Below are 13782 nucleotides of genomic sequence, written 5' to 3'. Positions count from 1 at the left end.
CGCAGGGAGACGGCCTGCTGTGCCTGCGTTCTTAACATCGCTGGCGTAAGCTTCCGAGTGCGCCCTCTACCCGTTTCGGAGACCGTTATGGACAGGCAGCACGACCCGATCACCCGAGCCGAATTCGAAGCGCGCATCACCGCGCTCGAAGGCCAATGCGAGGTGTACCTGCGCTACATCAAGGCATTGTTGACCGCCCTCCCGGCAGAGCAGTACGAGCTCGACGTCATTGCAACCACGGTAAGGGAAATCAATATGGTCGCGGAAGAACAGCCAGAACCGCTTCGAACTGCCATACAGGCCGCGAACCAACGAGTGAACGCGTTAGAACTGCCCCGGCGCCGCTCCGGCAGCGCAGGCGGCATAGCGCGTTAGTCTCGTCACCGGCCCTGCCCGCCTTAGTGAAAAAACGCCGCCGGGTTCGCTCGAACCCGACGCGCGATGCGGCGCTCAAGCCGCCTCATTCTTCGCCGGAAATCTTGGCCGGCAAGCGCATGCCCGGCGTCCAGCCGCTCTGCGCCAGCAACGCCTTCGGGTCGTCGAATTCGATGATGTTCTTGAGCGCGGCCTTGCGATCCTTCGATCCCAGGTAATAAGCCTTGGCGATCCGGTACCCCACCCAATACCCCAAGTCGTAGGGCTCGTCCGGACTGCGGTAGTTGGCGAACCAGGCGGACAAGTCGGTGCCGTCCATAATGTCTGCGAAGGCGGACTCGATCTCGGCTTCCTTGCCGCGGGTCCACTCGGCGTGCCGGCCGTTGCCGACGTTGCCCGAGATCAGTTCGGCGACGAACTCGGCCCCGCCCTCGATCAGCGCGAAGCGCAGGGCGGTGGCGTTCGGGTCGCCCGGCTCGAACTCGGTCGGCCCCGTCTGCTGGATGTGGGCGTACTCATGGGCGATGACGTGGACGAAGCGGTCTTCTGCGTCCGGGTTCATGAAATCGGCCGAGCACAAGGCTTCCAGACCGATGGTGAGGCCGCCGTTATCCGCTATTCCCACCGGCCGTCCGCGGCCGACCACAACCGCCACTGGCGGGAATCGCGCCTCGGGATACAAGGTCGCAAGCTTGCCCAGCGCCGTTGCGACCCGCTGCTTCACCTCCGGCAACTTGACCAGACAGTCCTTCGCCTTCGCGTACACGGCCGGGTCCTTCGCCAGCCGGTCGGCGATGCTCTGCGCCGTCACCCGCCTGAGCCTGGCGAACTCGCTCAAGCTTCGTGTGCCCTTGGCGAGATAGTCCTTGTCGATCTGCTCCACCGTCGGCTGGCCGCCGGTGGCGTCGTACAACGCATAGAAGCGGGTGACGTCTTCCGTCAGGATTTCGGGTTCCGGCCTGGGCGCCGCGTGCACGAAGGTGGACGCTGCGAGCACGGAGAGGAAAACAGCGGAGCACGGTAACTTGGGCACGATTTCGATCCTGGAGGCTTGCGCAGCCGGACATCGGCTGCCGAATGGACGAACCGACGCGCCCGAAGCTTTGCCGGGCGCGTCTACGCGTACATCACCTCATACCCAGGCGCCGGCCAAAAGTGACGACAGTCACCCCGCCTTTCGCACCACGATGGCTTGAATCCATCTGCTCGACGAACTAGCGGATGTCCTCCCAAACCGGCACGGAACAGGCGTCCGGCCCAGGCTCGGCCTGCGGCGGCCGCTGCGCCACCATCCAACCCCGGAACACGCCTGCCACCTCGACGCGCTTGGCGACGATGCACTCGCCCTCGGGCTTTGCCGGATGCGCCTCGGCAGCGAGAAAGAGCGGCCCGGAAGCATCGAACGGCGAGTGCAGCCGCTCTATGCTTCGAGTCTTGACGTTGTAGTAGCAACTCTGGCGCTTGCCGCTGATATCGACGGTCGTCATTCCGACCCCGTCCAAGTGCGCGTGCCATATGCTCTCGATCATCGGCACGAACTTTTCCGATGCGTGCGCATCTAGACAGGCCTTGACCGCGGCGGCTCCGGCCTTTCCTCCAAGCATTTCCTCGATCCTGCCGACACGCTCATCGGTCTTGGTCGCGGGCAGCTCGGCCGCGTTCGCGGCGAGCGCCGACACGGCGATAGCCACCGCCGCCGCGGATTTTTTCAGGTCATGCATTCGGTGTTCCCGTCCCGCTCAATGGAAAAACAATGCGCCCGAGATAGCTCCGTAGCCTGAGCACGGCACTCGATCACTCTTGCGCCAGCTTCGTCAACAACCGGCGGCCCTGCCCGAGCAACTGCGGTTCGTTGTTGGCGAACGCATCCACGCCGAGCCCGGCCGTATCGTCGTCCTTGTACCAAGGGGCTTGCTGATGGGGACCTGGGACATAGACCTCCCATTGCCCGTATTTAACGCGCTTCTGGCCGAGCTGGACATATTCGACGGGAACCCGAGCCGTCCAGGCACTGGCTTCTCCATCGTTCTTCGGCAGCTCGAACTTCCAGCGCTTGGCCGCGCTGACCGCCGAACGCGCGAACTCCTTGCGGAGCCTCTGCATTTCCTTTTCTTCGGCAACCACGCTCAAGTTGACCTGCTCGGCGAACACCTCTTGCGCATCACCCGCCTCGCCGACCCGCACCAGCACGTACACCGTACCCGCGGCATTCGTGCCTTCCAACGCGCTCGGATAGCTCGGCGGAGGAAGCGATCGCGCCTTCAACACAGTGCCCGGATCGGGGTCGGCGAAATTCGCGCTCCGCATCGTCAACTGATAATTACCGTCGGCCTGTTTGCGGCCGACGACACGAACCGACATATTCAACGCCTCGGCAGACTCCTTGCCGGCAGCGGCCGGCTCGAACCGCCAATGCGGCACGGTGTGCTGCACGAGTTCAACGACGCCTTTCGGCAGCTCGCTCGGCTTATCCACATCCAGGCCTTCGACACTGCCATCGGCCTTGATGCGGACCTTGCCGGTGACGACCATGCTCATCTCCGAGCGCGCACGCACTTCGTCGACGTCCCTTTTCCCCGCGACCGTGGCGCCGCTCAAGGTAAACAGCGCCACAGCTGCAACGGCTGCAAATTTCATTCGATAGCTCCTGGGCCATTTCCAAATCGATGCCTGCGAAGCAGTACATCGACAGACCCGGCACGGCCGAGCCTGCCCGGAGATTACGAATACAGCGGTGAATCGGCTGCAACACAATCACACATGCGGGGAGGACGTGAAATCGACTGCGGAATGTGCTCCGTGCGCCAAAACAACACAACGCAATGTTTATCGGAGAATCCAGCCCCCTTCATCGGCTGTAAAATGAACCATCGCCCCAGCAGGAACGAGACACTGCATGGACCGCACAACGCCCCCTGTCCCGCAGCGCCTGCGCGACATGCTCAAGGACTATCCTGACCTGATAGAAGCGCTCGCCGGCACGCTTAAAGCCGCGGCGAGCAATTCCCGTGGCAACCCGCCGTTCGAAATGGCGATCTGGGCACTGGAGGACATGCTCAGCCGGTTTATCAGTGACGCCCGTGATGAACTCACCAAGGCCGAGGCCAGCGGCGATCCGCAGGCGATCGAGCGCGCCGACGATAAATTGAACCTGATGTTCCGAGCCCGCTCGCCCAACATCGGCCTGCGCGACCTCAATGAATTGTGGACGTTAGTTAAGCCGAGCTACTAAGCGGCTTCAGACAGGATGAACCTTTATACGTGCCACCTATTTACTTGGAACCCATGGGGCAGCGGTACCGCACAAGGGAGGAGCGGTCGCCGGTTACGTCCGTCAGATAGGTGTGATCTGCCGAAAGGCGGAAGTGTCCGTATGAGAGCCATGTTTGGCCGTGGCCGGATAGCTCGGCAATCACCGCTAGATCGAACTCCCCTTGAGTAACAACTGCCCGTACCGGGCCGCCACTTTCGTAGAAACGGATACGATCTACGCTAATTCTGAGTCGGGAATCATTGAGGCCGGTACCGCAGTGCTCCACGTTTTTGTTCCACTCACCTAGAAACCGAGTGGGAACACTCCGTTGTTGCTCTGCTGCTACGACGGACCCAGCTATGAGCACTAGAGCCATAACAGACGACCGGATCATTGGATGCCCCTTCGTCGGCTAACAAGATGAATAGAGCCAATCCGCCTGGCCTCAGAGACACACTTTATTTACTCCAGTGACCGAGCACCCATTCCCATATCCGAGTGGAGTAATCCCAACGCCAGTGCGCGCGCACCCACTTCGTCTTGCCGAGGGGCCGCAGCGTTTGCATGTTTTGTAGTCTATCTGGCGGTTTTGGCGGTTTTGGCGGGTGAATCTTCTTGACTGCCATGCGCGTTTCTCCGGCGAAAGAACCGATAACTTTAGTTAACGGAGATCGCTTACCGGAACGGTCATACCTTCGCTGGGCGAGACATAAGGCGTAGAAAAATGGCCACGCAGCTTCATCGAAGCTGATTCAGCTCAATAGTGGGAATACGAAATGGCGGAGAGAGTGGGATTCGAACCCACGGAAGGTTTAACCCTTCGGCGGTTTTCAAGACCGCTGCCTTAAACCACTCGGCCATCTCTCCGTTGAGGTCTTGCGGCGACGGTCCTTGGGTCCGTCGCGGGCGGTTCCTTGCGAACCGCCCTGGGCGCCCGGTCTTGCACCGGGCGCGGGGCATTCTCTCATGCCGCCGGCGGTTGCGTCGCCGGCCTCGCGCCGGCGGCTTTCAGCCCGCCGGAGCGGAAATCTTCAGCGACTTGTCGTGCTTCTTGTCGTGGCGGGCAATGCCGTCGGGGCACGGGATGCCCTTGATGTCGCTGCACTGCAGGCGCGCGGACTCGACCAGGGACGGGGCCTTTTCGGCCAGGAAGTCGATGAACACGCGCACCGCCGGCAGCAGGCCGCGGCGCGAGGCGAACACGGCGTGGAAGATGCCCTGCGGCAGGCGCCAGTTCGGCAGCACCACTTCCAGGTCGCCGCGGCGCACGGCTTCGGCGCAGACGGTCTCGGGCAGCAGGGTGATGCCGACGCCCTGCTCGGCCAGCGCCATCAGCATCGGGAAGTCGAAGCCCATCACCCGCGGCTTGAGTTCGACCCGGCGCACTTCGCCGTCGGGGCCGTGCAGTTCCCAGCGCTGGCGGGCATCGTCTTCGCTGATGCTCAGGGTGACGTGGTCGGACAGTTCGTCGGGGTTGCTCGGGCGGCCCATGCGGGTCAGGTACTTCGGGCTGGCGACCAGCAGTTCCTGGATCTGGCCGAAGCTGCGCATGACCAGGCTGCCGTCGTCGTCGAGCTTGGAACGCACGCGCAGGGCCACGTCGACGCCTTCGTTGATGATGTCGACGCGGCGGTTGCTGACGTTCAACTGCACCCGGACCTGCGGGTATTTGGCGAGGAATTCGGGTAGCAGCTTGGGGATCTGCTGCTGGGCCAGGCCGACCGGCACGCTGACCCGGATCACGCCACGCGGCTCGGCGCTGAGGCGATCGACGACTTCGCGGGCGGCCTGGGCCTCGGCCAGCATCGATTGCGCATGGCGGTAGACGCTGTTGCCGACTTCGGTGACGGCGAAGCGGCGGGTGGAACGCTGCAGCAGGCGCACGCCCAGGTCGGTCTCGAGCTGGCTGATGCGCCGGCTGAGGCGCGACTTCGGAATGCCCAGGGCGCGTTCGGCGGCGGCGAAGCCGGCGTGGTCGACGACCATCGCGAAGTAATACAGGTCGTTCAAATCGTGCATGACGATAGTTCCAATATTAGAACAATAAGTGACATTGAAGCATCTTTATCCCACCGAAGCAACGATACAGACTTTGCTCCAACGCGGCGACGCCCGCTTTACCGGCTCCGACCGAGCCACCGAGGTCCACCATGAAGCTGTTGCATATCGATTCGAGCGCCCTGGGCGCCAATTCCGTGACCCGTGAGCTTAGCGCGGCGGTGGCGGCGCGTTGGCAGGACGAGGTGCCGGGCCTGACGATCGACTACCGCGACCTGGATGCCGACCCGATCCCGCATCTTACCGGCCGTTCGCTGGCCAAGGCCGATCCGGCCGAAGCCGAGGAGTCAGAGCGCATCCTGCAACAATTCCTGGCGGCCGACGTGATTGTCCTTGGCGCTCCGATGTACAACTTCGGCATTCCTTCGACCCTGAAGGCCTGGGTCGACCGCGTCGCGGTCGCCGGCAAGACCTTCCGCTACACCGAGAAGGGTCCGGAGGGTCTGGCGACCGGCAAGCGCGCGATCGTGGTCAGCGGCCGCGGCGGTTTCCACACCGATGCGCCGAGCGATTTCCAAGAGGCCTACCTGCGTCACGTACTCGCATTCATCGGCGTGACGAATGTCGAGTTCGTGCGAGCGGAAGGTGTGGCCTACTCACCTCAGCATCGTGCCGACGCGCTCGCTGCGGCGCACGCATCGATTCCATTGCCGTTGCGTCGGGCCGCGTAAGTCTTCGCGATCGAGTCTGCCCCGCCCAACCGTGTAGCTCCAAGTCCGACGCTTCCTCCCCCCGCGTCGGAATTAGCCGGGTCCTGACAGGCCCGGCTTTTTTCTTGCGCGATCGAAACGCAAGCAGCCCGGAAAGATCAGGGCGCGGCGGGAGTGGTGACGACGTCGCCGCGTGCCCGCACAACTAACCACCGACTCAAACAATGACTGACGCCCAACGCGACCAGCCCGCCGACCGGCATGGCGATGAACATCATCAGCCACGGCAGCCCCTGGAAGTCGCCGGTGAGGTAGGACGGGACGTACATGGTCAGCCAGAGTGCGCCGAACCCCACCGCGCTGCCGACGATCACGCCGACCGCGGCGCGCCCGGCCACACCCCAGCCCGACAGCGGCGCGGAGCGTTTGCGGTTGCGGCCAATCAACATCGCGTACTGCAGGACGAAGAAGCCGACGAAGGCAGGGCCGACCATCGTCGCGACGGTCAGGTAGTAGTCGAGTGCTTCCGTGTCTAGGTTCATGCGCTTGCCTTCCATGCGGCGCGATGGCCGGTCAGCTTAGGACTTCGACGCCACCCATGTAGCGGCGCAGCGCCTCGGGCACAGTGATCGAGCCGTCGGCGTTCTGGTAGTTCTCCATCACCGCGATCATGGCGCGGCCGACGGCGACACCGGAGCCGTTGAGAGTGTGGGCGAGCTCGGGCTTGCCGGTGGCCGGGTTGCGCCAGCGCGCCTGCATGCGGCGGGCCTGGAAGGCCTCGCAGTTCGAGCAGGAGGAAATCTCGCGATAGGTGTTCTGGCTCGGCAGCCAGACTTCCAGGTCGTAGGTCTTGGTCGCGGCGAAACCCATGTCGCCGGTGCACAGCAGCATGCGCTTGTACGGCAGGCCGAGGGTTTCCAGCACGACTTCGGCGCAGCGGGTCATGCGCTCGTGTTCCTCGTAGCTTTCGTCCGGGCGCACGATGCTGACCAGTTCGACCTTCTCGAACTGGTGCTGGCGGATCATGCCGCGGGTGTCGCGGCCGTGGCTGCCGGCTTCGGCGCGGAAACACATCGAGTGCGCGGTCATGCGCAGCGGCATCGCCGCGTCTTCGACGATTTCGTCGCGGACGATGTTGGTCAGCGGCACTTCCGAGGTCGGGATCAGATAGCGCTTGCTCGCCGCCTCGCCCTCGCCGACCACGGTCGCGAACAGGTCGTCCTCGAACTTCGGCAACTGGCCGGTGCCGCGCATCGAGTCGGCGTTGACCAGCAGGGGCACGCTGGTTTCCTGGTAGCCGTGCTGCTCGGTGTGCAGGTCGATCATGAATTGGGCCAGGGCGCGATGCAGACGCGCCAGGCCGCCGCGCAGCACGGTGAAGCGTGCGCCGGACAGCTTGGCCGCGGTGTCGCCGTCGAGCCAGCCGTTGCGGGCGCCGAGTTCGACGTGATCCTTGATCTCGAAGTCGAACGTACGCGGCGTGCCCCAACGATGGGTCTCGACGTTGTCGGTCTCGTCCTTGCCGGCCGGCACGGTGGCGTGCGGCAGGTTCGGGATGCCGAGCGCGATCGCTTCGATTTCGGCCTTGATCGTTTCCAGGCGCGCTTCGCTGGCCTTGAGCTCGTCGCCGAACGCGGCGACCTCGGCCATCAACGGAGCGACGTCCTCGCCCTTGGCCTTGGCCTGGCCGATCGCCTTGGAGCGCGTGTTGCGCAGGTTCTGCAGCTCCTGGGTGCGCACCTGGATCTGCTTGCGCTCGCTTTCCAGCGATTCCAGCACGGCCGGGTCGAGGGCGTAGCCGCGCGTTTCGCGCAGGCGTGCGGCGAGTTCGGCGGGCTGTTGGCGCAGCAGGGTCGGATCGAGCATGGCGTAGCCGGTCGCAGTGGCGAGAAGAACCGCAGATTATCGCGTCACTCGGCGGTTTTCGCGAACCTTGCGCTTGCCGGAGACGGCGGATCGGGGCCGGATCGAGGACGCAATAGGGGGCGATCGGGGTCCGCGGAGCACGCTTTCGGGCATTTCGTTGCAGAATGCGGCCCAACGCATATTCGGACCGCCCATGTCGACCACGCCCCCCGCTCCGTCGCGCCGCTCCTTCGATTTCGCCGCCTGGCGCCCTTCGGGCAAGGCCTGGCTGTTGGTGCTGGGGGCCTTCGCCGTCGGCCTGGGGCTGTTCGCATGGGTGTGGTCGAGCAACCGCAATAACAGCGACGACTTCTACCGTGCCGACGGCGCGCTGCCGGCCGGCACCACGCCGCAGTACGCGCCCTTGCCGGCGCCGGCCGGGGCCGGCGGCGACGGTGTCGCCCCGTCTGCACAGCAAGCGCCGCAGGCCGCGGCGCCCGGCCAGGACGAAGAGCGCGCCGAGTTGGTCGAAAACCCGAACCCGCCGGCACCGCCGCAAACCATGCCGAGTGCGCCGCCGGCCGCGCCCGCCGCTTCCACCGCCGCGCAGACGCCGGCCACGCCGCTGCCCGGCAACCGCCCGCCGCAGTACCCGGCGCAGGCCCTGCGCCGCGGCGAAGGCGGCACGGTGCGGATCCGGGTGACGGTCGACGAACAGGGTTCCTTGAGCGAACTGCAGGTCATCGAGGGCAGCGGCTCGCGCCTGCTCGACCGTGCGGCAATGAATGCGGTGCGTTACTGGCGCTTCCGCCCGGCGATGCGCAACGGCCGTCCGGTCGCCGATGCGGTGATCGTGCCGATCACCTTCAACGCGAACCAGTGATCGGCGTCTTTTAATCCGTGGCCTGCCTGTCGCTCGCCTGAATCTTCTTTACCTTCCGTTCACCGCTGGCTAACGACCGCGCTTGGAAGCTCGGCGCTCGGTTGCGCCCCCGGGACCGCAGAAAGGAGGCCAAAAATGAGCGTTGCATCACATCCATTGGACCCGAATAGCCACGATTTCGAGGCCACGCCGGCCCCCGAAGCCGATGCGATCGAAGTCGCACCGAGTTCCACCGGTCTGTGGTTGCTGCTGCTCCTGCTCGGTGCCACTTTCATGGGCTGGTACTACTACGGCAAGCGTCCGCCGGCGCCGCCGCCGGCCCCGGCGATGCCGCTGGTCATCGTCCCGCCGATCGAGCGCAACGCAGTCGCCGAAGCGACGCCCAGCATCGCGCGCAAGACCGCCGTTACAGCGGCCGCCGCCGCCGAAGCCGCGGCGAAACCGGTGACCGAAGCTACGGCGAAGATCGACCCGCCACGTTCGACCGAGGCACTGCCCTTGGCCGCAGACAATGCCGCACCGCGCTACCCGGCCGGCGCCTTGCGCCGCGGCGAAGGCGGCACCGTGGTCCTGCGCGTCAACGTCGGCGCCGACGGCCTGCCCGAAGAAGTCGAGGTCGCGCGCCACAGCGGTTCGCGCGAACTCGATCGCGCCGCCTTGGTCGCGGTGCGCGATTGGCGCTTCCGCCCGGCGACCCGCGACGGCCGCGAAGTGGCCTCGGTGGTGGAGCAGCCGGTGGAGTTCAAGCCACGCCAATGAACATTCCGGCCGCAGGCCTAGATAGGCGGCCATGATGGTGAAAGCAGGCAATCGCGACACTCTCAATGGACATCGCGTCGGTAAGCCGAGATAAGCGGCCATGATGGCGAAAGCCGGCCATTACGCTATCGGTTGACTCTCAAGCATCGCCCACACACAAGAACGGCGGCCCAAGGCCGCCGTTTTAGTTGCCGATCAGTTCGTCTCGGCGCCCTACTCGGCCGGGCCGACCCGCATGCCCGCCTTCGCCGCCAAGGCCTCGAAGCCCGGGAACGAAGTCGCGACGTTGGCGACGTCGCCGATGCGCACTTCGCCGCTCGCCAGTTGCGCCGCGATCACGAAGCTCATGGCGATGCGGTGATCGCCGTGGCTGTCGACTTCGCCGCCGTGCAAGGCGCCGCCTTCGATGATTGCGCCGTCGGGCGTCTCGACGATGTTCGCGCCGAGCGCGCGCAGGCCGGTGGCCATGGTCGCGATGCGGTCGGATTCCTTGACCCGCAACTCGGCGGCGCCGCGGATCGTGGTGCGGCCCTTGGCGGTGGCCGCGGCGATGAACAAAGCCGGGAACTCGTCGATCATGTCCGGCACCAGCGCTTCCGGCACGTCGATGCCGTGCAGCGGCGCGTAGCGCACCCGCAGGTCGGCGACCGGCTCGCCGCCTTCGGCGCGCGGGTTTTCCTCGACGATGTCGGCGCCCATCAGGCGCAACGCCGCCAACAGGCCGGTGCGGCGCGGGTTCATGCCGACCGCTTCCAGGCGCAGGTCCGAACCGGGCACCACGCTCGCGGCGACCAGGAAGAACGCGGCCGAAGAGAAGTCGGCCGGCACGGCGATGCCGGTCGCGCGCAGCACGTGGCCGCCGCTCAGGCGCGCGTAGCCGGGCGAGAATTCGATCGGCCAGCCGAACGCGGCGAGCATGCGCTCGGTATAGTCGCGGGTCGGATGCGGTTCGTGCACCACGGTGTCGCCGTAGGCATACAGGCCGGCCAGCAACAGCGCCGACTTCACCTGCGCGCTGGCGACCGGCAAGGTGTATTCGATGCCCTGCAGCGAACGGCCGCCGCGGATGCGCAGCGGCGGCAGGCCGCCGTCTTCGGTGTCGATCTGCGCGCCCATCGCCGCAAGCGGCTCGGTGACGCGGCGCATCGGCCGCTTCGACAACGAGGCATCGCCGATCAGCACGCTGTCGAAATCCTGCCCGGCCAGCACGCCGGCGAGCAGGCGCATGCCGGTGCCGGCGTTGCCGCAGTCCAGCGCTTCGGCGACGCCGCGCAGGCCGTGCATGCCGACGCCGTGGACGATGCGTTCGCTCGCGCTCGGCGTCTCGATGCGCACGCCCAGGCGCTCGAACACGCGCGCGGTGGCGCGGGTGTCCTCGCCTTCCAGAAAACCGGTGACGCGGGTGACGCCTTCGGCCAGCGCGCCGAGCATGACCGCCCGGTGCGAAACCGATTTGTCGCCCGGCACGCGCAGCGAACCGCGCAGGGGCGAACCCGATCCGGCCGTCCAGGCCGCTTGTTCTTCGATGAGCGCACTCATGTCAGCACTTGGTCCAATGCCGCCAGCAGGCGACGGTTTTCGTCGGGCGAGCCGACACTGATCCGCAGGCAATCGGCGAGCCCGTAGCCGGCCATCGGCCGCAGGATCACGCCGCGCTCGACCAGGGCCGCTTCGATCTGCGCGGTGCGCGGACCGAACTCGACCAGGACGAAATTCGTCTGCGAGGGGAAGACGCGCAGGCCGCGCTGCTGCAAGGCCGCCGCCAGCGCGGCGCGCTGCTCGGCGTTGCGCGCGCAGGCCCAGTCCAGGTGCGCCTCGTCGGCGAGCGCCGCGACGCACGCGGCCAGGGCGGGGCCGTTGACGTTGAAGCTTTCGCGCAGCCGGTCCATGACCTGGACCAGGCCGGGCTGGGCGAGCAGATAACCGACCCGCAAGCCGGCCAGGCCATAGGCCTTGCTGAAGGTGCGGGTGATGGCGAGGTTGGGATAACGGCCGAGCAAAGACAGCGCGCTGGCATAGTCCGGCGCGTCGGCCATTTCGGCGTAGGCCTCGTCCATCACCACCAGCACGTCGGAGGGCACGCGATCGAGGAAATCGATCATCGCCTCGCGGCCGAACCAGGTGCCGGTGGGGTTGTTCGGATTGGCCACGTAAACCAGGCGCGTGGCCGGGCCGATCGCGGCCGCGATCGCATCGAGGTCGTGGCCGCAGGGCATCGCCGCGTCGCGCGGCAAGGCCTCGACGATGCGCATCGTCGCGCCGGCAGCCTGGGTCGCGAGCGCGAACACGGCGAAACCGTAACGCGAGAACACCACCTCGTCGCCGGGGCCGGCGAACACCTGCGCCAGTTGCATCAGCAATTCGTGCGAGCCGTTGCCGAGCTGGATCTGGGCGACGTCGACGCCGTGCTTCGCGGCCAGCGCGCGCTTGAGATCGGCGCCGAGCGGGTCGGGATAACGATGCAGCGCGTGCAGCGCATCGAGGATCGCCGCGCGCGCCTGCGGCGACGGGCCGTAGGGGTTTTCGTTGGAGCCCAGCTCGGCGAGGTTGGCCTCGCCGAAACGGCGCCGCAGCGCGACCAGGTCGTGCCCCGGGTCGTAGGCCTTCAGGCGCTGGATGCCGGCCTGCGCGCGCGCGGCGAACCAGGCTTCGTCATAGGCCGGTGTGTCCCTGCCCTCGCGACTGGCAGGCTCTTGCGCTTGCGTGGCCGGCGCGCTCATGCGATCGCCACCGGGTAGGAACCGAGCACCTTCACTTCGTGCGCCAGCTCTTCCAGTTCTTCCAGCGCTTCGCGCATCGCCGGCTCCTGCACGTGCCCGCCGATGTCGACGAAGAAGGCGTACTGCCAACGGCCGGTGTGGCCCGGACGCGACTCGATGCGGTTCATGCTCAGGCCGCGCTTGGCGAACGGCGACAGCACGTTATAGAGCGCGCCCGGCTGGTCCTTGATGAAGATCAGCAGCGAGGTACGGTCGTTGCCCGAAGGCGTGAACAGCTCGCGGCCGATCACCAAAAAGCGCGTGGTGTTGTCGGGCCGGTCTTCGATCGGCCCGGCCACCGTGCGCAGCCCGTACACGCTGCCGGCGCTGGCGCCGGCGATCGCAGCGGCGTCGTCGGCATTGCGCGCCCTGCGCGCAGCTTCGGCGTTGCTCGACACCGCGATCTTCTCGGCTTTCGGCAGGTACTCGCGCAACCAGGCCTTGCACTGGGCGAACGACTGCGGGTGCGAATAGACGCGTTCGATGTCCTCGATGCGGCCGCTGCGCGAGAGCAGATGCTGATGCACGCGCAGCTCGACTTCGCCGCTGATCTTGAGCTTGGAAGTCAGGAACATGTCGAGGGTCGACTGGATCGTGCCCTGGGTCGAGTTCTCGACCGGGACCACGCCGAAATCGGCGCTGCCGGCTTCGACTTCCTGGAACACTTCCTCGATGCTCGCCAGCGGCAGGCCGTGGATCGAGTGGCCGAAGTGCTTGTACACCGCCTGCTGCGAGTGCGTGCCTTCCGGGCCGAGAAAGCCGATCTTGAGCGGCTCCTGCTGGGCCAGGCAAGCCGACATGATTTCGCGGAACAGGCGCACCAGCACTTCGTCGTTGAGCGGGCCGTCGTTGCGGTCGACCACCCGGCGCAGCACCTGGGCCTCGCGCTCGGGGCGGTAGTAATCGACCGCGGCGGCGAGCTTGCCCTTGGCCTTGCCGACCTGGTTGGCGAACTGCGCGCGCTCGCCGATCAGTTCTTGGATGTGCCGGTCGATGCCGTCGATGCGCTCGCGCAGCAGCGCCAGGTCGGGACTGACCACGGCCGGTTCCGACCCGGCTTTCGCCTTGCCGGCGGGCTTCTTTTCGGTCGCGCCCTTGGCGGCGGCCGGTTTCTGCTTGCCGGGCTTGGCCGGCGGCTTGCTGTCTGCTTGCTTGGTCTTGCGTGACTTGTCGGTCATTGTCGTCTCGTCGCTACCGAAG

Annotated in this window: 13 protein-coding genes, 1 tRNA gene and 1 pseudogene; 5 read left to right on the top strand and 10 right to left on the bottom strand. The window is 66.1% G+C overall.

Translation table 11 applies throughout. The features are described from left to right. The first annotated feature begins 87 nt into the window (after nt 1-87). Nucleotides 88-375: a hypothetical protein gene (locus LC490_RS05425; RefSeq protein ID WP_223619526.1), complete on the top strand. Its 288-nt coding sequence runs from the start codon at nt 88-90 to the stop codon at nt 373-375. An 85-nt stretch (nt 376-460) separates the two neighbouring features. Here the strand turns inward: LC490_RS05425 and LC490_RS05420 are convergent, their stop codons facing one another. From LC490_RS05420 to LC490_RS05410, 3 genes are all read right to left on the bottom strand, one after another. Further along, entirely contained in the window at nt 461-1372 is a 912-nt protein-coding gene (locus LC490_RS05420; RefSeq protein WP_223619619.1) for a DUF2268 domain-containing protein, read from the bottom strand. 217 nt (nt 1373-1589) lie between these two features. After that, a complete protein-coding gene (locus tag LC490_RS05415; protein ID WP_223619525.1) occupies nt 1590-2096 on the bottom strand; it encodes a hypothetical protein in 507 nt (168 codons plus the stop codon). A gap of 73 nt (nt 2097-2169) precedes the next feature. Then, the gene (locus tag LC490_RS05410) at nt 2170-3012 is read right to left on the bottom strand and encodes an energy transducer TonB (protein WP_223619524.1); all 843 of its coding nucleotides are present in this window, start codon (nt 3010-3012) and stop codon (nt 2170-2172) included. A gap of 259 nt (nt 3013-3271) precedes the next feature. On the opposite strand from LC490_RS05410, the gene LC490_RS05405 reads away from it, so the two are divergent. Next, the gene (locus tag LC490_RS05405) at nt 3272-3607 is read left to right on the top strand and encodes a hypothetical protein (protein ID WP_223619523.1); all 336 of its coding nucleotides are present in this window, start codon (nt 3272-3274) and stop codon (nt 3605-3607) included. 798 nt (nt 3608-4405) lie between these two features. Here the strand turns inward: LC490_RS05405 and LC490_RS05400 are convergent. Together LC490_RS05400 and LC490_RS05395 are read right to left on the bottom strand one after the other, a co-directional pair. Next, nucleotides 4406-4495 (bottom strand) — tRNA-Ser (locus LC490_RS05400). 273 nt (nt 4496-4768) lie between these two features. Then, nucleotides 4769-5662, bottom strand: a pseudogene (locus tag LC490_RS05395) (LysR family transcriptional regulator); the annotation flags it as partial. A 116-nt stretch (nt 5663-5778) separates the two neighbouring features. Between LC490_RS05395 and LC490_RS05390 the strand changes: the two are divergent. Beyond that, nucleotides 5779-6357 carry an NAD(P)H-dependent oxidoreductase gene (locus LC490_RS05390; RefSeq protein WP_223619522.1) on the top strand — a complete coding sequence of 193 codons (579 nt, stop codon included), beginning with the start codon at nt 5779-5781 and terminating at the stop codon, nt 6355-6357. 137 nt (nt 6358-6494) lie between these two features. Here the strand turns inward: LC490_RS05390 and LC490_RS05385 are convergent, their stop codons facing one another. Both LC490_RS05385 and serS read right to left on the bottom strand, forming a co-directional pair. After that, nucleotides 6495-6878 carry a hypothetical protein gene (locus LC490_RS05385; protein ID WP_223619521.1) on the bottom strand — a complete coding sequence of 128 codons (384 nt, stop codon included), beginning with the start codon at nt 6876-6878 and terminating at the stop codon, nt 6495-6497. Between the two features lie 31 nt (nt 6879-6909). Further along, nucleotides 6910-8202: a serine--tRNA ligase gene (gene serS, locus LC490_RS05380; RefSeq protein WP_223619520.1), complete on the bottom strand. Its 1293-nt coding sequence runs from the start codon at nt 8200-8202 to the stop codon at nt 6910-6912. A gap of 193 nt (nt 8203-8395) precedes the next feature. Between serS and LC490_RS05375 the strand changes: the two genes are divergently transcribed. Then, on the top strand, nt 8396-9064 hold the full coding sequence (locus LC490_RS05375) for an energy transducer TonB (protein WP_223619519.1): 669 nt from the start codon (nt 8396-8398) through the stop codon (nt 9062-9064). Between the two features lie 135 nt (nt 9065-9199). After that, nucleotides 9200-9823 (top strand): energy transducer TonB, encoded by a 624-nt coding sequence (locus tag LC490_RS05370; RefSeq protein ID WP_223619518.1) that lies wholly within the window; start codon nt 9200-9202, stop codon nt 9821-9823. Between the two features lie 213 nt (nt 9824-10036). Here LC490_RS05370 and aroA read toward each other — a convergent pair whose 3' ends face one another. From aroA to pheA, 3 genes are read right to left on the bottom strand one after another with little or no spacing between them, the layout of a single operon-like run. Continuing rightward, complete coding sequence (gene aroA, locus LC490_RS05365; protein WP_223619517.1) at nt 10037-11362, bottom strand: 3-phosphoshikimate 1-carboxyvinyltransferase; 1326 nt, start codon at nt 11360-11362, stop codon at nt 10037-10039. Then, nucleotides 11359-12543, bottom strand: coding sequence for a histidinol-phosphate transaminase (hisC, locus tag LC490_RS05360; protein WP_223619516.1), 1185 nt, complete (start codon nt 12541-12543; stop codon nt 11359-11361). The genes aroA and hisC overlap by 4 nt, the downstream gene beginning before the upstream one ends. Next, nucleotides 12540-13760 (bottom strand): prephenate dehydratase, encoded by a 1221-nt coding sequence (gene pheA / locus LC490_RS05355; protein ID WP_031371719.1) that lies wholly within the window; start codon nt 13758-13760, stop codon nt 12540-12542. Before pheA ends, hisC begins: the two co-directional genes overlap by 4 nt. Between the last annotated feature and the right edge of the window lie 22 nt (nt 13761-13782).

The sequence above is a fragment of the Lysobacter sp. ESA13C genome, from assembly GCF_019970005.1.
Classification (GTDB): Bacteria; Pseudomonadota; Gammaproteobacteria; order Xanthomonadales; family Xanthomonadaceae; genus Lysobacter; species Lysobacter antibioticus_B.
Note: the sequence above shows the minus strand (reverse complement) of the source record. Positions and strands in the feature narration are given on the sequence as shown.